16 protein-coding genes are annotated in these 21,543 nt (G+C 62.4%); 9 read left to right on the forward strand and 7 right to left on the reverse strand.

Features of this window, described 5'->3' with window-relative positions; all coding sequences use genetic code 11:
- Positions 1-315 precede the first annotated feature (315 nt).
- Together PY254_RS06305 and PY254_RS06310 are read left to right on the forward strand one after the other, a co-directional pair.
- Complete coding sequence (locus PY254_RS06305; protein WP_281014625.1) at positions 316-1,353, forward strand: type IV pilus twitching motility protein PilT; 1,038 nt, start codon at positions 316-318, stop codon at positions 1,351-1,353.
- 168 nt (positions 1,354-1,521) lie between these two features.
- The gene (locus PY254_RS06310) at positions 1,522-2,691 is read left to right on the forward strand and encodes a PilT/PilU family type 4a pilus ATPase (RefSeq protein ID WP_281014626.1); all 1,170 of its coding nucleotides are present in this window, start codon (positions 1,522-1,524) and stop codon (positions 2,689-2,691) included.
- Between the two features lie 83 nt (positions 2,692-2,774).
- Here the strand turns inward: PY254_RS06310 and PY254_RS06315 are convergent, their stop codons facing one another.
- The 7 genes from PY254_RS06315 to gshB all read right to left on the reverse strand — a co-directional run bounded on the left by PY254_RS06315 (position 2,775) and on the right by gshB (position 9,128).
- Positions 2,775-3,227, reverse strand: coding sequence for a BON domain-containing protein (locus PY254_RS06315; RefSeq protein WP_345781829.1), 453 nt, complete (start codon positions 3,225-3,227; stop codon positions 2,775-2,777).
- Between the two features lie 170 nt (positions 3,228-3,397).
- Entirely contained in the window at positions 3,398-5,179 is a 1,782-nt protein-coding gene (locus tag PY254_RS06320) for a hypothetical protein (protein ID WP_281014627.1), read from the reverse strand.
- A gap of 89 nt (positions 5,180-5,268) precedes the next feature.
- Positions 5,269-6,195, reverse strand: a complete 927-nt coding sequence (locus PY254_RS06325; protein ID WP_281014628.1) for an aspartate carbamoyltransferase catalytic subunit — start codon at positions 6,193-6,195, stop codon at positions 5,269-5,271.
- Between the two features lie 27 nt (positions 6,196-6,222).
- The gene (gene ruvX / locus PY254_RS06330; protein WP_281014629.1) at positions 6,223-6,672 is read right to left on the reverse strand and encodes a Holliday junction resolvase RuvX; all 450 of its coding nucleotides are present in this window, start codon (positions 6,670-6,672) and stop codon (positions 6,223-6,225) included.
- Entirely contained in the window at positions 6,669-7,238 is a 570-nt protein-coding gene (locus PY254_RS06335; protein WP_281014630.1) for a YqgE/AlgH family protein, read from the reverse strand. Before PY254_RS06335 ends, ruvX begins: the two co-directional genes overlap by 4 nt.
- A gap of 49 nt (positions 7,239-7,287) precedes the next feature.
- On the reverse strand, positions 7,288-8,154 hold the full coding sequence (locus PY254_RS06340; protein ID WP_281014631.1) for an energy transducer TonB: 867 nt from the start codon (positions 8,152-8,154) through the stop codon (positions 7,288-7,290).
- On the reverse strand, positions 8,151-9,128 hold the full coding sequence (gshB, locus tag PY254_RS06345) for a glutathione synthase (protein WP_281014632.1): 978 nt from the start codon (positions 9,126-9,128) through the stop codon (positions 8,151-8,153). Before gshB ends, PY254_RS06340 begins: the two co-directional genes overlap by 4 nt.
- A gap of 355 nt (positions 9,129-9,483) precedes the next feature.
- Between gshB and PY254_RS06350 the strand changes: the two genes are divergently transcribed.
- The 7 genes from PY254_RS06350 to PY254_RS06380 all read left to right on the forward strand — a co-directional run bounded on the left by PY254_RS06350 (position 9,484) and on the right by PY254_RS06380 (position 21,539).
- Positions 9,484-9,894 carry a response regulator gene (locus PY254_RS06350; RefSeq protein ID WP_281014633.1) on the forward strand — a complete coding sequence of 137 codons (411 nt, stop codon included), beginning with the start codon at positions 9,484-9,486 and terminating at the stop codon, positions 9,892-9,894.
- A gap of 22 nt (positions 9,895-9,916) precedes the next feature.
- Entirely contained in the window at positions 9,917-10,288 is a 372-nt protein-coding gene (locus tag PY254_RS06355; RefSeq protein WP_281014634.1) for a response regulator, read from the forward strand.
- A complete protein-coding gene (locus tag PY254_RS06360; RefSeq protein WP_281014635.1) occupies positions 10,285-10,824 on the forward strand; it encodes a chemotaxis protein CheW in 540 nt (179 codons plus the stop codon). Before PY254_RS06355 ends, PY254_RS06360 begins: the two co-directional genes overlap by 4 nt.
- 127 nt (positions 10,825-10,951) lie before the next feature.
- Positions 10,952-12,982 carry a methyl-accepting chemotaxis protein gene (locus PY254_RS06365; RefSeq protein ID WP_281014636.1) on the forward strand — a complete coding sequence of 677 codons (2,031 nt, stop codon included), beginning with the start codon at positions 10,952-10,954 and terminating at the stop codon, positions 12,980-12,982.
- 103 nt (positions 12,983-13,085) lie between these two features.
- Entirely contained in the window at positions 13,086-19,250 is a 6,165-nt protein-coding gene (locus PY254_RS06370) for a FimL-related protein (RefSeq protein WP_281014637.1), read from the forward strand.
- Positions 19,243-21,015, forward strand: a complete 1,773-nt coding sequence (locus PY254_RS06375; RefSeq protein ID WP_281014638.1) for a chemotaxis protein CheB — start codon at positions 19,243-19,245, stop codon at positions 21,013-21,015. The genes PY254_RS06370 and PY254_RS06375 overlap by 8 nt, the downstream gene beginning before the upstream one ends.
- Positions 21,012-21,539 (forward strand): chemotaxis protein CheW, encoded by a 528-nt coding sequence (locus PY254_RS06380; RefSeq protein WP_281014639.1) that lies wholly within the window; start codon positions 21,012-21,014, stop codon positions 21,537-21,539. Before PY254_RS06375 ends, PY254_RS06380 begins: the two co-directional genes overlap by 4 nt.
- Positions 21,540-21,543: the final 4 nt, after the last annotated feature.

Raw genomic sequence — 21,543 nt, forward strand, 5'->3', positions numbered from 1 at the left:
TTACCGGAGCTGGCTGGATTAAGGCCGATTTGCGTGCTCGCGCTGGCCGGTTCGGTGTCACGGCGCGAGGGTTGCCTCGGCCTTTTCGACACGAGACGCAAACCGGGTCGACACTTTCGATTCTGCCGACGGGAAAGACTGGCCGCACAGCCGCTTGCGCGAGTAGTATCGACGGAGCTGCAGGAGATTGGGGCTTGGTCCGGGTGAGTCATGTGGCGCCACGCAACATGCGTTGCGGCGCACCATGCCTGCGGGTCCCGACTGTGCCGCACCAATTCATGCCATCCAGACGATCGGTTTAGGGGAAACGACTTCATGGACATTGCCGAACTGCTTGCCTTCTCGGTAAAGAACAAAGCCTCGGACTTGCATCTGTCCGCAGGTCTGCCGCCGATGATCCGTGTTGATGGCGATGTTCGCCGCATCAACATTCCCGCGCTTGAACACAAGCAGGTGCACTCGCTGATCTACGACATCATGTCGGACAAGCAGCGTCGCGATTACGAAGAGTTTTACGAAACCGACTTCTCGTTCGAGATTCCCGGCCTGGCCCGCTTCCGCGTCAATGCGTTCAACCAGAACCGCGGCGCCGGCGCGGTGTTTCGTACCATTCCCTCCGAAGTGCTGACCCTGGAAGACCTGGGTTGCCCGCGCATCTTCAAGGAATTGATCGAACAGCCGCAGGGCCTGATCCTGGTAACCGGTCCGACCGGTTCGGGCAAGTCGACCACGCTGGCGGCGATGGTCGATCACGTCAACAAGAACGAATACGGTCACTTCCTCACCATCGAGGACCCGATCGAATTCGTGCACACCTCGCAGAAGTGCCTGGTCAATCAGCGCGAAATTCACCGTGACACGCTGGGCTTCAACGAGGCCCTGCGTTCGGCGCTGCGCGAGGACCCGGACTACATTCTGGTGGGCGAGTTGCGCGATCTGGAAACCATCCGGCTGGCGCTGACGGCCGCGGAAACCGGCCACTTGGTGTTCGCTACCGTGCATACCAGCTCGGCGGCGAAGACCATCGATCGCATCATCGACGTGTTCCCGGCCGGCGAGAAGCCGATGGTGCGTTCGATGCTTTCGGAGTCGCTGCGTGCGGTGGTTTCACAGTCGTTGCTGAAAAAGGTTGGCGGAGGCCGCATTGCGGCGCACGAAATCATGGTGGGCATTCCCGCCATCCGCAACCTGATCCGTGAAGACAAGGTGGCGCAGATGTATTCGTCGATCCAGACCGGTCAGCAGTTCGGCATGCAGACGCTGGACCAGTGCCTGCAGGACCTGGTCAAGCGGGGCCTGGTGACGCGCCAGCAGGCTTACGGTTATGCGAAGAACAAGGACAACTTCAAGTAACGCCGGAATTCGCCATTCGAGACGGGACATTGGTCAGCGCCAGTGCCCACGTCCCGCTAACGGATTTGCCGGTCGTTGCAGGCTTTCACCCGTCGGGTTCGCCGTGCACTGTGGAGTGGATGATGCTGAATTCCGATTCTCGAATCTTGAATCCCTGAGGTAGCCGCCATGAGCGACTTTGATTTCACCTCCTTTCTGAAACTGATGGTGCACAAGAAAGCATCCGACCTGTTCATCACGGCGGGTGTGGCGCCATCGATGAAGGTGCAGGGGCGGATCGTGCCGATCACCCAGAGCCCGCTCAGCGTGCAGCAGTCGCGCGACATGGTGCTCAACGTGATGACGCCCGGTCAGCGCGAGGAGTTCGAGAAAACCCATGAATGCCAGTTCGCGATTTCCGCGCAGGGTGTGGGTCGCTTCCGTGTCTCGTGCTTCTACCAGCGTAATTGCGTCGGCATGGTGTTACGCCGGATCGAGTCGAAGATCCCGTCCATCGAGGAATTGACGCTGCCGCCGGTGATCAAGCAACTGGCGATGACCAAGCGCGGCATCATCATCTTCGTGGGCGGTACCGGCACCGGCAAATCCACCTCGCTGGCCTCGATGATCGGTTATCGCAACCTGAATTCGACCGGTCACATCATCACCATCGAAGACCCGATCGAGTACGTGCACAAGCACGAAGGCTGCATCATTACCCAGCGCGAACTGGGTATCGATACCGATAGCTGGGACAACGCGCTGAAGAACACGCTGCGTCAGGCACCCGACGTGATCATGATTGGCGAAGTGCGCACGCGTGAAACCATGGAACACGCGATCAACTTCTCCGAAACGGGCCACTTGTGCCTGTGCACGCTGCATGCGAACAACGCCAACCAGGCGATGGACCGCATCCTGCATTTCTTCGCGGAAGACCGTCGCCAGCAGTTGTTGATGGACCTGTCACTGAACCTCAAGGGCATCGTGGCGCAGATGCTGATTCCCACGCCAGACGGCAAGGCGCGCCGCGTGGCGGTGGAAGTGCTGCTAGGTACGCCGCTGGTGCAGGATTACATCCGCCAGGGTGAGATCCACAAGCTGAAGGAAGTGATGAAGGAGTCGACCCTGTTGGGCATGAAGACCTTCGACCAGAGTCTGGTCGAGCTCTATCACGCTGGCGAAATCAGCTACGAGGATGCGCTGCGTCACGCCGACAGCTCCAACGAAGTGCGCTTGCGCATCAAGCTGGCGCAGGGTGGTGATGCGCATACCTTGTCGCAAGGTCTGGATGGTGTCGAGCTGGAAGAAACCGCCAATTCGAATACCATGGGCGGCGCGAACTTCCTCAACCGCTGAGTGGGTTCTGGCTACGCAAGAAAAAGGCGCCCTCGGGGCGCCTTTTTCGTTAACGACAACGTCTGGCTGTCGGGAAGCCTTGCTCAGTACTTGGCGGGGCCGACCGTCAAGCCGCTGGCGTCGACACGCTTGACGCCCTTCACGCCCTTGGCAACGTCTTCGGCGCTGGCTTTCTCCGCAGCACTGGACACTGTGCCGCTCAAGGTGACCACGCCGTCATTGGTGCTTACCGAAATGTCGGTAGCCGAAACACCCTTGGTGGTGCCGAATTCGGCCTTCACCTTGGTGGTGATCCACGCATCGGCAGCCTTGTCTGGAACGGTCTGGTTGTCGGTAGCCTTTTGCATCGAGCCGGCAGCGTCATGAGCCATGGCCGTGCCCAGCGGAACCGCTGCAAAACCGAACATCAAGGCGGTGGCATAAAGGGTTGTGCGGATATTGGAATGGCGCATGGCGATCTCCGAGTAGTTGTTGAGTTGATCAGCCTGCGGTACGCGCAGGCGGGAAGCGGCTGGATCGAGCTTCCATGGACTCATGGCAACAGTCGCCCGGTGAAAATGGTGTGGTTTGCCGCAACCCGGTTCAGCGCAGGATCACCGACGCGAAGAGGCCGTCATGGCGATGTGGAATCCGCGTACTCGACTGCTCGTGGCAAAAAAACGGGGCGCCAAGCGCCCCGTTTTTCGTTGCGTGCGCGGTGTCGTGGTTACTTCAGCAGCGTCTGACTGGTGAAGACCATGCCGCTCTTGTCGACATGCATTTCTGCATCGATGCTGTCGACGCGCTCTGCCTGTGCCTTCATCGCAGCGAACTGCGCCTTTGAACGCGCCAGCTCGCTGGCCGTATTGGACGCTTCGCTGGCGTCATCGATCGACGGGTCGTCACTCTTGCTGAGCGTTGCCGTCGCGGCACTCAGCGTGTCGAGTTTCTGTTCCATCAGTTGCAGCCAGTTGACGTACATCGCGCCGCTGATGTGCATGCGGCTCATCTGGCCGGCATCGCCGCCGGGTTCTTTCAACATGTCGGTCATGCGGCTGTCTTCGCCGGCACCGACGCCGAGAGCGATCGCCTTGGTCGTGGCGGCCACCCATGCGGGCTGTCCCAGCATGCTGGCCATGTCTTTCGGCAGCGGCTGTGGTTTGCCGTCAGTGCCCGGCTTCAGCTGGGCCAGCGCGGGAACCATCATCTGTCCCATCGCCAGCAGCCCTTCCGGGTTGTTGGTGCCCAGCAGGATACGACCGGTGAGCGACGGGATCGCGGAATCCTTGGCGGAGGTCAGCGAATCCAGCGCAACGCGCAGCCCCAGCATGTCGCCGAACGGCGGAATGGCCGCCTTCTGCATGGCTGGGCCCAGTTTCGCGAAGCTGTCGTTGAGATCGGTCAACGATGCGCAGGTGAACGGCTTGGCTGCCACGGCATCGGCCTGTGCCATCCAGAAGGTGCGCAGGCTGGCAATGGGCAGTGCGATGCTCAGGTCGAACGGGGCGCTACCGGCTTTGCCCAGTCCAGGCACTTCAACTTTCAGGCCGGAAAACGCCCGGCTGATGTCGTCAGCCAGGGCGACATCGAAGCGCGCGTTCTGATGCTTGGCATCAAGCTTGGTATAGCCAAAGCTCACTTGCGGGACACGAGCGGCGATGCGCGCCGCATCCGCGCTGCAGCTAGGCGAGGTTTGCAGCTGCGTCGCCACCGGTTCACCGGTCTTCGCCGAAACCGCCTCGGCGCGCGCTTTCTGGATCGCCGTCACCAGCGGGTCCGTGCCGCTGATCGCCAACGGCAGTGCACGCGTGAGATCCAATTCGCCGACCACCCACTTCTGGTAGCCCTTGGCCTTGGTCAGCGTGTTCAGACGACCATCATCCTGCAGGCTTTTCTGCGGACGATCCATGCCGAATGCCTGGCGCAGCAATGCCGGCGAGGCATCGGCCGGCAACAGGGCTGCAACAGCCTGCTTGCCTACGGTGGCCAGGACCACCTGCGTGCCGGATGCGGGGAAGGCGAACTTGCGATACGCCTGCTTGTCGACGGTGGCGGCGTCGAGCTTCTTGCCGTAAGCCGTTTCCAGTCGACCGACGAACGCATCGAATGCAGCGGTATCGCTGAGTTCGAAGCGCAGCACCGGGGCCAGCCCGAGGCCATAGAACGCAGAGTAGCCCTTGAGATTCAGTCCGACATTCTGGGCGAAGCTCTCGACCGTCTTGTCCTTGAATTCAGCCCGCAGTGCGCGCAGCAGGCGTGCACCTTCGGGGTCCTTGGTGGCCAACTTGTCGGCGGCGGCGTCGAGTTGCGCCAGCTGGGCCGGCAACTGCGCGTCGGTCTGCGCGAGCAGGGCGCCACGGGTGCTGTCGTCCATGATGTCGAGGTTGGCGATGACATACGGCGTGTCCGCCGGTACGAAAGCCAATGGTGCGTCCTTGTCCTTGTGCCCGCAGGCCGCCAGCATGATGCCGGCAAAACCCAGCGCGATGTATCGCGTCGTCGATCGCATGAAGATCCCCAGTCCGGTTTGGTGAATGATGCACCGAACATTATGCCCGGTTGGCCGGGATGTTGCCGGAACGAAATGGCCCCGGCGGTTCAGCGTGCCAGTACTTCGTTCAGTACCGCCATGCGCACGAATACGCCGTTGCCGACCTGCTCGAGAATGCGCGACTGGGCACCGTCGGCCACGTCAGAGGCGATCTCGATACCGCGATTGATCGGGCCTGGGTGCATCACCAGACAACCTGGGGCAGCGCGTGCCAGGCGGCGCCTGTCCAGGCCGTAGTGGGCGAAATAGGCCGCTTCGTCGGGCAGCTCGATGCTGGCCATGCGCTCCTTCTGCAGGCGCAGCATGATGACGGCATCGGCGCCTTCAATGGCCTGATCGAAATCGGTGTAGCGGGTTCCCTTGGCAACGTCGTCCATCGTCGGCATCAACTCCGCCGGCCCGCACAGGCGAATTTCCTTCGCACCGAGGGTGCTGAAGGCATTGATGTCCGAGCGTGCCACGCGCGAATGCTTGATGTCGCCGCAGATCACGATGGTCAGGTTTTCGAAATCCGGCCGGTGCTGGCGGATCGTCAGTGCGTCCAGCAGGCCTTGGGTGGGGTGCGCGTTGTTGCCGTCGCCGGCGTTGATGACCGACACCCCGCTCATGGCATGACGCACGAGTTCGTCGGGTGTGCCGGACTGCTTGTGGCGCACGATGATCGCGTCCAGATGCATCGCCTCCAGCGTGTGCAAGGTGTCGAAGAGTTCCTCGCCCTTGCTGGTGGATGACAAGCCGATATCAAAGTTGACCACGTCGGCACCGAGACGCCGCGCGGCCAGTTCGAACGAGGTGCGGGTGCGCGTGGAGGGTTCGAAGAACAGGTTGAGCACCGTCCGCCCGGCCAGCAGATCGAGCTTGCGGGTGCCGTGCGCGCAGGCATCACGCAGCGCTTCGGCACGATCCAGCAAACGCACGATGGTTTCGTGCGGAAGGTTTTCCAACGAGGTCAGGTGGCGCAGGCGAGGACTCATGGCGATTGGTCTGAAAGTGGGTGGGAATCAATTGTCATTGGCAGGTGCGCTGGTAACGGTGGTCGTGCCGAGCCACCGTTCAAGCACGATGGCTGCCGCTTCGGCATCGATGTGGGCGGCATCTCGACGCCGCTTCAGCCCGAGTGAGCGTGCGGTGGCGAAACGTTGTGCCGCTTCCTGCGAGCTGTGTCGTTCATCGACCAGCACCACCGGCAGTGCGTAGCGTTCCTGCAATTGCGCGGCAAAACGGCGCGCACGATGGCTGGCCGGTTGTTCGCCGCCGTCCAGCGTCAACGGCAACCCGACTACCAGGGTATCGGGCTGCCACTCCCGGCGCAGCGCATCCAGTCGGTTCCAGTCGGGGGTATCGTCATGCACGGACAAGGTGGCCAGCGCACGCGCACTGGCGGTGAAGCTGCTGCCGATCGCCACACCGGTGATCTTGCTGCCGACATCGAAGCCGAACGCGCAGCTCATGCGTGACCTGCGTAGCCGGACAGCTGGCGCGGATCGATCCCGACCAGGCCGGCCGCGGCGCTCCAGCGCTCTTCCAGTGGCGTATCGAACACCACCCGGTCACTGGCCTCGGTTGTCAGCCAGGCATTGTCCATCAGTTCCTGTTCAAGCTGGCCGGCTTCCCAACCGGCATAGCCGAGCACCATGATCGCCTGCCGTGGGCCTTCACCGGCAGCCATCGCGACCAGGATGTCGCGCGAGGTGGTGACCGACCAATGGTCGTTGATGCGATAGCTGGACTCCCACGGGCCGGGTTCCCGGTGCAGGACGAAACCGCGCTCCTGCTGTACCGGTCCGCCAATCAGGACCGGCGAATCAGCCAGTTCGCTGTCGGTGCACTCCAGTTTCATCTGCGCCAGCACATCACCGAAACTGTATTCAGACAGCCGGTTCACCAGCAGGCCGACCGCGCCGTCTTCGTCGTGCTGGCACAGCAGGGTGACGCCGCGCGCGAACGGCGGATCGGCCAGGTTCGGCATGGCGATCAGGAAGTGCCCGGTCAGGGTGGATGGCAGTACGGCAGTCATGCGCCCATTGTAAGCGCAGTGCATGCGGTCCGCCGAATGGGGCGCCCCGTCAGTGGGTCTCCAGCTTGTTGTTGGGCTGGAAGCGCCAGGTGCGGGTGATATTGAGCTCGTCGATGCGTTCCCCAGCCGTGGGTGCGGGAGGGAAGGGCGCTGCCAGCCGCACGATGCGTTCGGCGGCGTCGTCCAATATTTTCTGGCCGGAGCTCTGGATGACCTCGATCTTCTTGATGCTGCCGTCGAGGTTGAGCACCACGGTAAGCAGCACGTCGCCATGCAGTCCGCGGCGGCGGGCCTCTTCCGGATAGTTGAGGTTGCCGACCCGCTCCACGCGATCAGACCAGCCGCGCATGTAAGCAGCATAGGCGTACTCGCGGGTGCTGGCGGTGAGGTATTTCACCTTGGGGCGTTTAGCGTAATCCACCTTCTTCTTGCGCAGCTCGGCGGCCAGTTGTGCGATCGCCTGGCGACGCTTCAACTCTGCCGCGGTGGGTGTGGGCTGCGGATCAATCTGTTGCTGTGCGGTATCACTGGTGACCTGGAAATCACTGGCTCCGCTGGTGGTGACCATGCGGGTGGGCGTGGCTTCACGTGGTTGTGGGGTGCTGGAATCGACCGGCTGTGCGGCGATGCCGGGATCGGGTTTGGGAATGGCACCGGAAAACAATTCCGATGGCCGTGCGGCGCGATCGCTCTGGCCGCCGCCGGTGTTGTTTGCCTGGGCCAGGAAATCCGCCTTGTCCGGCGCCTGCCGGTTGGCCACGTTGACCAGGGTTACATCCAGCGTGGGCAGACTGGGCGACGGCTTCACGAAGTGGAAGGTGATGCCGAGCAGGAGCACGCCATGCAGCAGCAGCGAGAACAGAAACGTGGCACCGATCGGATCGGCTGGGGCATTGACGGTGGCAGTGGGACTCACGCGGTGCGGCTTCCAAGGGCATGCTGTTCGATGACGTCGAACATCTGGCCAGCAATGTTAAGCCCGAACTGGGTGTCGAGTTCACGCACGCAGGTCGGGGATGTGACGTTGATCTCGGTCAGATAGTCGCCGATCACGTCGAGCCCGACAAAAATCAACCCGCGCCGGCGCAGTTCGGGGGCTACTTGCGCCACGATCCAGCGGTCACGGTCGGACAAGGCAACGCCTTCGCCACGGCCGCCGGCCGCCAGGTTGCCGCGAAATTCGTCGCCCTGCGGGATGCGTGCCAGTGCGTAGGGCACGGGCTCGCCATCGATGACCAGGATGCGCTTGTCGCCCGCGGTGATCTCCGGAATGTACTTCTGCGCAATGGCAAATTGCTTTCCCTCCCCGTGGGCGTCGCCGCCAAGCAAGGTTTCCAGCATGGAATTGAGGTTGCTGTCGCCGGCGCGTGCGCGGAAGATGCCGCGGCCACCCATGCCGTCCAGTGGCTTCAGCACTACCTCGCCATGTTCGGCAGTGAACCGGCGCAGTTCGCCGGCGTCCCGTGCTACCAACGCGGGGGCGATGCATTGCGGGAACTGCATGGCGAACAGCTTTTCGTTGCAGTCGCGCAGTGCACGCGGATCGTTGACTACGGTCACCCCGCCGCGCTGAGCCGCTTCCAGCACCATGGTGTCGTAGATGAATTGTGCATCGACCGGAGGGTCCTTGCGCATCAGCACCACGTCCAGTTCGCGCAGGTCGCGCCACTGGGCGCTGCCCAGCTTGTACCAGTGTGCGGCGTCCTCGCGTACCTCCAGCGAGGCCATGCGGCCCCACGGTTCGCCGTTGCGCAGCGCCAGGTCACCCTGTTCGAGATAGTGCAACGCATGCCCGCGCCGCTGCGCTTCCAGCAGCATGGCGAAACTGGTGTCCTTGGCAATCTTGATCGCACCGATGGGGTCCATCAGCACGCCGACCGAAAGGGTCATCGTGATTCTCCGTCAATCGCTGGCCCGGCGAGAGAGCGGGCCATCCGGCCGCTATACTAGGATGGAAGCAAGCCCGGGCGGCCGAATTGCGACAAATTGCGCGCTGCCACTGCTGTCGCGGTTGATCAGATAGTGCCACTATGGGGCAGCCTTTCGAGATCAGCGGTCGGCATGGGTGATTATTGCTTGACAGTTTCGGCGGGCAGGCAGTAAACAGCAAAGCCATCGGTTGCGCCGTTTTCGGACGGTTGCCGCAGGTGCAGGCAACAAATTTTTTTGTATGCATACCGTCCGGCACGTCCATTGCTTGTCGGTGTGTTCATCCTGAGCTCGGGGCGGGCCGCCGGGGGAGTAAGTGAATTTGAACGTGAGTGCGAACGATTTGGCTGGTCTCAAGGTCATGGTGATTGATGACTCGAAGACTATCCGCCGTACTGCTGAGACCCTGCTCAAGAAGGAGGGTTGTGAGGTATTGACGGCGGTGGACGGGTTCGAGGCGCTCGCCAAGATTTCCGACCAGAAGCCGGCAATCATCTTCGTCGACATCATGATGCCGCGTCTGGATGGTTATCAGACCTGCGCCCTGATCAAGAACAACCCGCAGTTCCGCGCCACGCCGGTGATCATGCTTTCCTCCAAGGACGGCTTGTTCGACAAGGCGCGTGGTCGCATCGTGGGTGCCGAACAGTATCTGACCAAGCCGTTTACGCGAGACGAACTGCTTGGTGCCATTCATAGCCACGTCAGCACGGCAACCAATCGCTGACTGCAGATTCTGAGGGGGACCTGTGGCCAATATTCTCATCATCGACGACTCGCCGACCGACGTGCGCGTGCTCACCACGCTGCTTGAGCGGGCAGGGCACCAGGTGGCCGCAGTCAACACGGCGGAAGATGGCATCGAGCGAGTTCGAGGTGATCTGCCTGACCTCGTCATCATGGATGTCATCATGCCTGGCATGAACGGTTTTCAGGCAACGCGTACGCTGTCGCGGGACCCGCTGACGCAAAACGTGCCGATCGTGATGATCACCACCAAGTCGATGGAAACCGATCGCGTGTGGGGGCTGCGCCAGGGTGCGCGCGCTTTCATTACCAAGCCGGTGAACGAAAAAGAGTTGCTTAGCTGCATCAACGAATTGCTGTCGAGCGAGAAATGAATCAGTCCGTCAATCGCACCCCTTTCGAGATCCTTGCGCATTACGAACGGCTTTCGCTGGCGCATGCGTCCGATACACAGCAGAAGTTCGACGCGCCGGGGTTGTGGCGCGGCATCGGCTTCCGCGTCGGCTCGCGCCTGCTGGTCAGCGGCATCGACGAGATCAGCGAGTTGCTGGCGGTGCCGGTGTTGACGCCGGTCCCTGGTACGCAACCCTGGCTGCTTGGCGTAGCCAATGTGCGCGGCAACCTGGTGCCGGTGATCGACTTTGCGCGGTTCCTGTTTGGTGAGCGGACGCAGCACACCGATCGCAGCCGTCTCCTCGTCGTTCGGCAGGGCGGTGGCAATGTGGCGCTGCTGGTGGATGAGGTGTTCGGCCAGCGCACGGTCGATGAAGAACAGCGACGCGATGCCGGGCGCGAGGATGACCCGCGACTGCTGCGCTTCGTGGACAGCCGTGTGGGCGAGCAACAGTTGGCAATTTTCAGCATGAACCGCCTGGTGCGCGCACCGGACTTTCGCCAGGCAGCTGCCTGAGCAAAAGCCGGCGGACATGGTAGGGACGGCCGGTGCCTGCAGGGGCCGGAAACTTGGGGCAAGATTCCCTGGCCGGGGCCCGCTGTGCGGGGTCGGCAACGTAATCAGTTAGACGGATGAGGTGAACATGAGCACTACCGGGGGCGTCAGCAGGGAGCGCGGGTATACCGCACTTATTGTCCTGCTGCTGATTGCGATTGGTTTCGCGGCACTGGATTTTTTCCTTCTCAACCAGAAGAACGGTGAGGACCGCCAGGCTATCGCGCTGACCACGCAGGTCCAGGTGCTGTCACAGCAGACGGCCAAGTTCGCGCTGGAATCAGCCGATGGCAACATCGAGTCGTTCAAGGAACTCGAGTCCACCCGCAACGCCATCGATTCGGCGGTGCAGCGGCTGAACAAGGGTGACCCCGCCAGCGGCATGCAGCCGTATGCGGACAACAAGGCCACGCCGGCCGGTCGCGCGGTCAGCGAGCTTGATGCATCGTGGAAGCAGCTCGACGCCGATATCGGCAAGATCCTGTCCAACAAGGCGGTGGTGCTCGACTCCGGGCAACGCGCCGCCACGCTTTCACAGCAAATGCCGCTGCTCAATTCGAGCATGGAGCAGGTGGTCAACATTCTGCAGCAGCGCAACGGCAGTTCCGAGCAGATGCTGGGTACATCCCGCCAGATGTTGTCGGCTGACCGAATCATCCGCCGCGTGCAGGAAGTGCTGCAGGGCGGCGACTCCGCCCAATCCGCTGCCGACGGACTGTTCCGCGACGCGCAGCTGTACGGCAGCGTGCTGAAGGGCCTCATCGAGGGTAACCCGGACAGCGGCGTGAAGCCGATCAACGACGCCAACGCGCGCAAGATCCTCACGGACATGGATGCTGCCTGGAGTCAACTGGCTGATCCGGTATCCAAACTGGTCGCTGCGGCGGGCAATATTGCCGATGTGAAACGCGCCGGCAACCAGGCGTCACTGGATTCGCAGACGGTGCTGTTGCGTGCAAACGACCTGTCCGAGCAGATTGGCAAGTTGCCATTGCGCCGGCTGTTCCCGAACGTCTGGTGGGGCCTGCTTGGCGCCGTCGCTGCGGTGGCATTCGCCCTGTTGCTCGTCATCACCCTGGTGCGCGACCAGCGCCAGCGTTTCGCCCAGAGTACCGAGCTGAACCAGCGTAACCAGGAGGCGATCATGCGCCTGCTGGACGAGATGGGCTCGCTGGCCGAAGGTGATCTGACGGTCAAGACCACGGTGTCGGAGGACATCACCGGCGCGATCGCCGACTCGGTGAACTACGCCATCGACGAGTTGCGTTCACTGGTGACCACGATCAACGAGACCTCCGAGCAGGTCTCCTCGTCGGCGCAGGAAACCCAGACCACCGCCCGCAACCTGGCCAACGCGGCCGAGCAGCAGGCGCAGCAGATCAGCTCGGCAACGTCCGCGATCAACCAGATCGTGAACTCCATGGATATCGTGTCGAAGGACTCTGCCGAGTCGGCCGACGTCGCAGAGCGATCGGTGAAGATTGCCTCGCACGGTGCCGAAGTGGTGCGCGAGACGATTTCGGGCATGGACTCGATCCGTGACCAGATTCAGGAAACCTCCAAGCGAATCAAACGTCTGGGTGAGTCCTCGCAGGAGATCGGCTCGATCGTTGAGCTGATCAACGACATCGCCGAACAGACCAACATTCTGGCACTCAACGCGGCGATCCAGGCCGCATCCGCCGGTGAGGCAGGTCGCGGTTTCGCGGTCGTGGCGGACGAAGTGCAGCGACTGGCAGAGCGTTCCACCAGTGCCACCAAGCGAATTGAAACACTGGTACAGACGATTCAGTCCGATACCAACGAAGCGGTGAACTCGATGGAGCAGACCACCGCCGAGGTGGTCGCCGGTGCACGTCTGGCGGAGGACGCCGGTAGCGCACTGGGTGACATCGAACGCGTTTCACACGATCTGTCCGCGCTGATTCAGAACATCTCCACTGCAGCACGCGAACAATCTGCGGCGGCAACCGATGTGTCGGTATCGATGAACGCGATTCAGGAAATTACCTCGCAGACCTCGCAAGGTGCCAGCCAGACGGCAGACTCGATCGGTACGCTGGCACAGCTGGCGAGTGATCTGCGACGTTCGGTGGCTCACTTCAAGCTGCCGGGTTGACATCGGCCGTGCCACTTTTTGGCGCGATTGAGAAAAGCACAAGACAGGGGGCAGTCTCGAAGGTTGCAGGATGCTGGCGTTGTGCAACCGTTGAGAGAGGCGCATGAGACTTCAAGACCATATCGATTTCACCACGCTGCAATGGGTCAAACCGGAGCTCGACGATACGTTGTCGATAGCTCGGGAGGCTCTGGAGTCGTACGTCGACAATCCGGGCAAGCGCGACTACATGCGCACCTGCGCGGATCACCTGCACCAGGTGCAAGGCACCTTGCAGATGGTCGAGCTGTATGGCGCTGCCATGGTGACGGCGGAGATGGAGACGCTCTCCATCGCCCTGCTCGAAGATCACGTCACTCAGCGGGAGGAAGCCTACGCCGCACTGATGCGTGGCCTGATGCAATTGCCGGACTATCTGGAGCGTCTGTCCAGCGGTCACCGCGATGTGCCGGTGGTATTGCTGCCACTGCTCAACGATCTGCGCGAAAGCCGCGGGCAGGAGCCGTTGACCGAATCGTCAATGTTCCACCCCAACCTCGACGCGTTCCTGCCGGAGCAGGCACCGGCGGCGATGAGCGAGGCGTATGCCGAAGCCCATCATGCCGAGCTGGTGGATCTGCGTCTGCGCTTCCAGCAGCAGTTGCTGGGCTGGTTTCGCGGGCAGAACGCGGCTGACCAGTTGGTCAATATGCGCAAGACCCTGCTGGCCATCACGGCGCGTTGTTATCACGTGCATGGCCGGCGTTTGTGGTGGATTGCCGCTGGTGTGCTGGAGGGCGTGGAACAGGGCGCCCTGAAGAATGTGGCGGGTGAAGTACGCCAGTTGATCGGCAAGGTGGATCGCAATATCCGCTTGCTGATCGAGCAGGGTGAGCACGCCTTGCGGGGTGGCGAAGCGGACGAAGTAGCCTGCAAACTGCTTTACATCGTTGCGCAGGCCAAGCAGCGCAGCCCGCACATGGAATTGTTGCGTAGCACGTATTCGCTGGACAGCCTGGTGCCGGATGCCGGTGAGCTCGAGCACGCACGTGGCTCCATGGCGGGTCATAACCGCGCCTTGCTTGATTCGGTGTCCCGCGCGCTGAAAGACGATCTGTTGCGCGTCAAGGAAGCGCTGGATCTGTTCTTGCGTCAGGAGAACGCTGATCCGGCCCAACTGTCTGCGCAGGGCGAAGTGCTTGAGCGGGTCGGTGACACGCTGGGCATGCTGGCGCTGACGGTGCCGCGCCGCGTGATAACCGAACAATGCCGAGTGCTGGAAGAAATCTCCACGCGCATGCGTCCGGCCGATGAGGAGACGTTGCTCGACGTGGCGGGAGCCCTGCTTTACGTCGAGGCTTCGCTGGACGATCACATCGAGAGTCTGGGTTCCGAAGGCGGCGCGGATACCGGCGACGCCTCGCATGCGCTGCCACGCAGCGAGGCGCTAGGTGTCGTTACTACCTTGATGCAGGAAGCGATCACCAATACCGGAAGGGTCAAGGATGCCATCGTGGCGTTTGTCGAATCCGGCTGGGATCACGGCCGGCTGGTCGGTGCTCCGATCCTGATGGACGAAGTGGCGGGTGCCATGCGCATGCTGTCGTCACCGCGACCGGCCGATCTCGCGCAGGGCGTGGGTCGCTTCGTCGACTACGAATTGCTGCAGGATCGTCGCGTACCCAGCGGCGCCCAGATGGATCATCTGGCCGACGCCCTGGCGGCGCTTGAGTACTACCTTGAGGCGGCGCGCGAACATCGCGGCGGTCTTGAGCACATTCTGGATGTGGCCGAACACAGTCTTGGCCTGCTCGGCTACTGGCCGGTGCCGGCTGCTCGTGAAGCCCACCCGGTCGAGGCGGCTGCCGAAACGCTGGTGTCTGCGGTTGGCCTTTCCGAAGACAGCGGCCATCCCGAGCTCACCGAAACCGTCAGTCTGTTGCCGGGCGATGACCTGAGCAATCTCTTCGTTGGCAGCAGCGGTACGCCTGCTACTTCGGCGCATGATCTGGACGGTCCGCATCTGGCCCAGACCGAAGCCATGGCACCGGCCATGCTGCAAGCCGGCGACACCGAAGACCAGGATGACGACTGGGTTGAAGTGGAAGAAGAGGTGGTCGAGCAAGTGCCGGTGCGTGATGCATTGGCCGAGAACACCCAGTTCAATGCCAACGCCGAAGGTATCGACGACGATATTCGCGAGATCTTCCTGGAAGAAATGCAGGAAGAAATCGACAACTTGCTGGCGGCAGAGAAGGTGTGGCTGGCCGATCCGGAGCTGACGCCTTCGCTGGTGAATATCCGCCGTTCGTTCCACACCCTGAAGGGTTCGGGTCGACTGGTGGGCGCCGGCGTGCTGGGCGAGTTCGCCTGGAAGGTCGAGGACATGCTCAATCGCGTGCTCGACAACAGCATCAAGCCGGACGCCAACGTGCAGGCCGTGGTGCGACATGCCATTGAAGCACTGCCGCAGTTGCTTGGCGCGCTGAAGGGTGAGGGGCAGCCAAATGCGCCGCTCTCGGCCATCATGCGCACCGCCGAGAAAGTTGCTGCGGGCAATCCTGCGCGGCTTGAAGACAACCTGCCGACAGGCACCGAGACCGTTCGTCGCATTGTGCGCCGTCGCGTACCGCGCATCGACGCAATCGCCGAGGCCGTGCCGACGGCAGCTTTGGCAGACGTGCGGACCACGCCTGCCGAATTGGGACCGGTCGACACCGATCACATTCTTGCCATGCCGGTGATGCCACCGGTTGATCCGGTTCTGCTGGAAATCCTGCGCAGCGAGGTGTCGCAGTATCTGCAGACGATCCGTAGCGCCATCCAGCGGACCGATGGCGAACTGCCGATTGGCGAGGAACTGCTGCGTGCTGTGCATACGTTGCACGGGGCGATCGCGATGGTCGACATCCCGCTGCTGATGCACCTGTTGTCGCCGCTTGAGGGGCTGTTCAAGCGCTTGCGTGCGGCGAGCATCCCGCTGTCATCGGATGGCGTGGGACTGTTGAGTCAGTCGCTGGACGTGGTCGACCACGTGATGGCGCAGTTCGATGTTGCCGATCCGCAGTTGCCCAACGTTGATCCGCTGATCGCACAAATCACCAACATGCGGGATGGCTATCCCGAGTCGCGCTTGCCGCACGTCCTGTCCGAACCCGTTGTCGACGAGATCGAGCACGTGGCACCGGAAGCTACGGCAGGCCATGCCGATGACGAGCAGACAACCGGCGAAGTTGCAGCGGCTGGGGCAGCGGAAGACGATCAGATCAGCGCTGAAATGGCGCATCAGGTCCATCCCGAGGATGCCCATCATGCCGAGGCCGCCGCGCAACTGGTCGCGGCGCTGGATGCCTTTGCACCCGAACAGGCGGCTGCCGAGCGGGCCGCAGAAGAGCAGGCAGTAGTCGAGCGATTGGCCGCCGAGCGCGCTGAGGAAGAGGCTGCTTTGCAACAACTGTTGGCCGAGCACGCCGCCGCAGAACAGGCCGCTACCGAGGCACTGGCTGCCGAACAGGCGGCGGCGGAACAGGCTGCTGCCGAGAAGCGGGCGGCCGAGCAGGCGGCGGCGGAACAGGCTGCTGCCGAGAAGCTGGCGGCCGAGCAGGCGGCGGCAGAACAGGCTGCTGCCGAGAAGCTGGCTGCCGAGCAGGCGGCGGCAGAACAGGCTGCTGCCGAGAAGCTGGTCGCCGAGCAGGCGGCGGCGGAACTGGCCGCTGCCGAGAAGCTGGCTGCCGAGCAGGCGGCGGCGGAACACGCTGCTGCCGAGAAGCTCGCTGCCGAGCAGGCCGCAGCCGAACAAGCTGCTGCCGCGAAGTTGGCTGCCCAGCAGCAAGACATGGTTCCGCCCGCGATCGAACCGGCTGCGAAAGCAGACTCCACCTCGATTCCAGAATCGATGCCTGCGGTTGGCGGGCTGGGCGAGATCGACGCCGATCTGCTGGAAGTTTTCATTGACGAGGCGAGGGAGCTGCTCGATCACGCCGACGAGGTACTGGCGCAGTGGCATGCCGAGCCGTCCGAGCTGTCCCATATTGGCGAGCTGCAGCGCGATCTGCATACCCTCAAGGGCGGCGCGCGCATTGCGGGTCTGATGCCGGTCGGTGACCTCAGCCACGCCATCGAAACCTTGCTCGAAAAGCCGATTCGCGATCCGGCGCAAACCGCTCCGCTGATCTCTGCACTGGAAGCCAGCTTCGACCAATTGCACGCGATGGTGCAACAGGTCTCGCAGGGTCAGGCGTCCGACTACCCGCAGGGCATGATCAACCAGTTGTTGGCCATGGCTGGCGAGACCACCTTCACCGACGATGCCTCGCTGGCGGCCGCTTTCGTGCCTGCGCCGGTCGTGGTTGCGGCCGCGCCGACACCGCAATTTGCGGTGGGCTCGGATCTGCCCGAGTTGCTGCCTGAGGCCGAGGAGGAAGTGCGTTCCTCGCAGGAGCAGATTCGCGTTCGCGCCGATTTGCTCGACAGCCTGGTCAACCACGCTGGCGAAGTGGCCATTTACCGTTCGCGACTGGAACAGCAGGTTGCCGGCTACCGCTTCAACTTGGTCGAGCTGGAACAGACTGTGGCGCGTCTGCGCAGTCAGCTGCGCATGCTCGAAATCGAAACCGAAGCGCAGATCATCGCGCGCTTCCAGCGCGAGCATCGGGAGGCGGGTCTCACCGTCTTCGATCCGCTCGAGCTCGATCGTTACTCACAACTGCAGCAGTACTCGCGTGCGCTGGCCGAGTCGGTATCCGACTTGGTCTCCATCCAGAACATGCTGGATGAACTGACCCGTCAGGCCGAAACGCTGCTGATTCAGCAGTCGCGCGTCAGTACCGAGTTGCAGGATGGTTTGCTGCGTACTCGTATGCTGCCGTTCGACACGATGGTACCGAACTTGCGCCGCACACTGCGTCAGGCTGCGCAGGAAGAGCACAAGCAAGCCCAGCTCTACGTGGACGGTGCCCACGGCGAAATGGATCGCAACCTGCTTGACCGTATCAAGGCACCGTTCGAACACATGTTGCGCAACGCGATCGCGCACGGCATCGAGGCTCCGGCTGAGCGCCGCAAGGCGGGCAAACCGGTCGAAGGCTCGGTGCACATCACGGTAGCTCGCGAGGCTACCGAGGTGGTGGTGCGGGTCAGCGACGATGGTCGCGGTCTCAACCGTGAGGCAATCCGCAAGCGTGGCGTCGAACGTGGCTTGCTGCGTGCCGAAACCCGGCCCACCGACAATCAGCTGCTTTCGCTGATTGCCCAGCCAGGCTTCTCCACGGCCAGCTCGGTGACCCAGTTGGCAGGACGTGGTGTCGGCATGGACGTGGTCGCCAACGAGATCAAGCAGCTCGGTGGTTCGTTGTCGATCGAATCGGAAGAGGGCAAGGGCACGACCTTCGTCCTGCGCCTGCCGTTCACCCTGGCGGTAACCCAAGCCATTCTGGTGCGTATTGGCGAGGCAACCTTCGCGATTCCAATGACCTCCGTGCAAGGTGTGGCGCGGGTCAATCCGGAAGAGCTGGCCGAGTTGATGGGGCAGGACGAGCCTTCATTCAACTACGGCAATGAGGACTACGGCATCCATGACCTGGCTGAGTTGCTTGGCTTGCCGCCGGGGCTCCCGGTCGAAGACGAGCAGCAGCCGTTGTTGCTGACTCGCGCGGGTGACCTGCGTGCGGCGATCCGGATTGACGCAGTACTCGGCTCGCGCGAAATCGTGGTGAAGTCGGTTGGTCCGCAGATCAGCTCGGTGCCGGGTCTGCTCGGTGCAACGATCATGGGTGACGGTTCGGTGCTGATCATTCTCGATCTGGCGCCGTTGGTGCGTCATGGCATGATTCGCCGCGAACAGCGACTGTCCGATGGTCTCAGTGCCGTGCAGGCGCCGGTGATCGAAGAGGTTCAGGTGCGTCCGCTGGTGATGGTGGTCGACGATTCGATCACCATGCGCAAGGTCACCGGCCGTGTGCTGGAGCGTCACGAATACGAGGTGAGCACGGCGAAGGATGGCGTGGATGCACTGGAGAAGCTGCACGAGCGCGTGCCTGACTTGATGTTGCTGGATATCGAGATGCCGCGCATGGACGGCTACGAGCTGGCAACCCACATGAAGGCCGATCCTCGCCTGCGTGACGTGCCGATCATCATGATCACCTCGCGCAGCGGCGACAAACATCGTCAACGGGCATTCGACATCGGTGTGGATCGCTACCTCGGCAAGCCTTACCAGGAAGCCGAGTTGCTGGTGCAGATCAGCGAAGTGCTGGAGCAACGCGCGTCGGAGCCGGTTCATGACTGAAATGGCTCCTGCGGTTGCCCTGCTGTTTGACGATACCGAACTGGTTGGCCAGCTTCGTGAGGCGCTGCAGGAACGTGGTGCCCGCATCGTGCACGAAGGTGGCGTTTCCAGCCTGAGTCGCGAGTTGTTGCAGCGGGTCGGCGTGGACGTGTTGGTGATCAATCTTGACGACGATGCCGACGAGGCCTTCGATCACTTGTACGAAGTGATCGACGGAGATCATCCGCGGGTGGTGTTCAACGATGCCCAGGCCAGCCGGACGCTGGAGGGCTGGGATCGCGCACGCTGGGCGCGGCATCTTGCGGTCAAGGTGCTGGCTGCCGGTGATATTGACCCGCCGCGTCCGAATGATTCGCGCCTGATCGAAACCTCCGCAGCGGCGGTCGTTGCCGCAGGGTCACCGGATGCCGCGGCGATGCTCGCGGAAAGTGAAAGTGCGTCGCCCAGCCGCACCGTCGTGCTGACGGACTCCGTACCCGAAGAGTCGGTTATCGATGGGCCCTTGCCGGTCGATGCGGTTGCACCGCTTGTTGACAACACTGAGCTGGCGGCACCGGTGGACGATGCGCTACCAGACGATGCCGTCGTCGAGCGCGAACAGTCGGCCGCCGAGGAATCAGAGAATCTGGCCGCGGAGCTTGAAGCACTGCTGGCCTCGGGTGAGCTGCCAGAGGAAGACGAGCAGTCGTCCGGGCCTGGGCTGCGCTTCGTGGATGGCGCCGAGCCGCCGCCGCTGCACGACGGCAACTTCGGTGCACCGATCATCACGCCGGAAACAGTCGATGCCGCCGAACCGGCGCGGGTTGCGCCAACACCAGAGGCTGCCGGCGCTGCAGCGCCGACATTCCAGCTCGACCATCTGGAGTTGTCCTCGCTGACCGATTCCGATGTCGCCACGATGTCTCCTTCGGCAGCACATCCGCTCACGCCCGAAAGCGTTGCGCCAGTGCGCGCACCCGAAGGATGGGCGCTGGTCGATGATGACGACATGGCTGCAACGGCTGAGCCTTCCGACAAGCCCAGTCCTGCGATGTTTGGCATCGAGAAGATCAGTGCTGCTGATTACCTTGCGCACGACATCGAGGCGGTGGCACCGGATCTCGAGCCCGTGATGAGCCTTGAACTGGTGTCCATGGAAGAAGCCATCGCGCCGCAGGTCTACGTTCACGACCACGAAATGGTGCTCAACGAGCTTGGCAGTGCCTTGAGTCGTATCGTCCTGCTTGGCGCAGCAACCGAGGGCGTCGATGCTGTAAAGGCATTCCTTGCCGCGTTGCCGGCGACCACGCGACTGACTTTTCTGCATACCCAACACCTGGGCGATCAGTCCGAACCGGCGTTGTTGGAAGCATTTCAGGCACATTGCGCGCTGCCGGTGCGCCTGGCCGAACAGAACGGACGGGTCGGTCATGGTGAGGTGCTGATGGTTCCGGCGGGGCAGCAGGTAAGTCTTCGTCGCGATGGCAAGATCGAGTTGCAGGCGATCACCGATCCGGCTGCCGAAAGCGCATCGATCGATGCCAGCCTGACCATGGCGGCAAATGTGTTTGGTCGCGACGCTTTGGCGATCGTGTTTGGCGGTCGCGGCAATGATGCCGTGGCCGGCGCACAGGCGGTCCATGATCGTGGTGGCCAGGTTTGGGTAGAGTCGTCGACCGATGAATATTCCGCGGATATGGTCAGCGGAATTTTCGCCGAGCGACTGGTCAGTTTTTCCGGCACGCCGAGTGAGTTGGCGACGCGCCTGATTGAGGTGTTTCCATGAGTGATCCGTTGCCGCGTGAAATTCGCTGCGTCCTGGTACCTGTTGGCAATCTGCGTTTGCTGTTGCCCAATACCAACATTGCCGAAGTGATCACCCAAAGTGTGCCGCAGCCGCTGGCTGGCGCTCCGAGCTGGATGTTGGGCCGAATCGAGTGGCGTGGCTGGCGGGTGCCGCTGGTGTCATTCACCGAGTTGTCTGGTACCGAAGCGGGCGACGCTGACCTCAGCGTGCGTGTGGCGGTGCTGAAGGCGCTGGGCGGCAACCCCAGGTTGCCGTTCATCGCCGTGCTCACGCAGGGTTTCCCCCGATTGACCACACTGAATGCCGAGCTGATCATTCCCACCCATGACGGCAAGCCGTTGCCGCCGGGCGTGCGCGCGCATGTACTGGTGCGTGATGACGTGGCGATGATTCCCGATCTGGAATGGATCGAGAAGACCCTGCTCGAACTGTATGACGATGCCGGCACGATCGAGGCACCTGCAGCCGAAGATTCAGCCGCGGCAGTGGATGCCGACGACTGAATGA

Source organism: Rhodanobacter sp. AS-Z3 (assembly GCF_029224025.1).
GTDB lineage: Bacteria > Pseudomonadota > Gammaproteobacteria > Xanthomonadales > Rhodanobacteraceae > Rhodanobacter.

Excerpts from the sequence above, each read along its gene's own strand:
- PY254_RS06380 (WP_281014639.1), top strand. The coding sequence starts at position 21,012 with ATGAGTGATCCGTTGCCGCGTGAAATTCGCTGCGTCCTGGTACCTGTT.
- PY254_RS06320 (WP_281014627.1), bottom strand. The coding sequence starts at position 5,179 with ATGCGATCGACGACGCGATACATCGCGCTGGGTTTTGCCGGCATCATG.
- PY254_RS06375 (WP_281014638.1), top strand. The coding sequence starts at position 19,243 with ATGACTGAAATGGCTCCTGCGGTTGCCCTGCTGTTTGACGATACCGAA.
- PY254_RS06365 (WP_281014636.1), top strand. The coding sequence starts at position 10,952 with ATGAGCACTACCGGGGGCGTCAGCAGGGAGCGCGGGTATACCGCACTT.
- ruvX (WP_281014629.1), bottom strand. The coding sequence starts at position 6,672 with ATGAGCTGCGCGTTCGGCTTCGATGTCGGCAGCAAGATCACCGGTGTG.
- PY254_RS06310 (WP_281014626.1), top strand. The coding sequence starts at position 1,522 with ATGAGCGACTTTGATTTCACCTCCTTTCTGAAACTGATGGTGCACAAG.
- PY254_RS06360 (WP_281014635.1), top strand. The coding sequence starts at position 10,285 with ATGAATCAGTCCGTCAATCGCACCCCTTTCGAGATCCTTGCGCATTAC.
- PY254_RS06325 (WP_281014628.1), bottom strand. The coding sequence starts at position 6,195 with ATGAGTCCTCGCCTGCGCCACCTGACCTCGTTGGAAAACCTTCCGCAC.
- gshB (WP_281014632.1), bottom strand. The coding sequence starts at position 9,128 with ATGACCCTTTCGGTCGGCGTGCTGATGGACCCCATCGGTGCGATCAAG.
- PY254_RS06315 (WP_345781829.1), bottom strand. The coding sequence starts at position 3,227 with ATGAGTCCATGGAAGCTCGATCCAGCCGCTTCCCGCCTGCGCGTACCG.
- PY254_RS06370 (WP_281014637.1), top strand. The coding sequence starts at position 13,086 with ATGAGACTTCAAGACCATATCGATTTCACCACGCTGCAATGGGTCAAA.
- PY254_RS06305 (WP_281014625.1), top strand. The coding sequence starts at position 316 with ATGGACATTGCCGAACTGCTTGCCTTCTCGGTAAAGAACAAAGCCTCG.
- PY254_RS06335 (WP_281014630.1), bottom strand. The coding sequence starts at position 7,238 with ATGACTGCCGTACTGCCATCCACCCTGACCGGGCACTTCCTGATCGCC.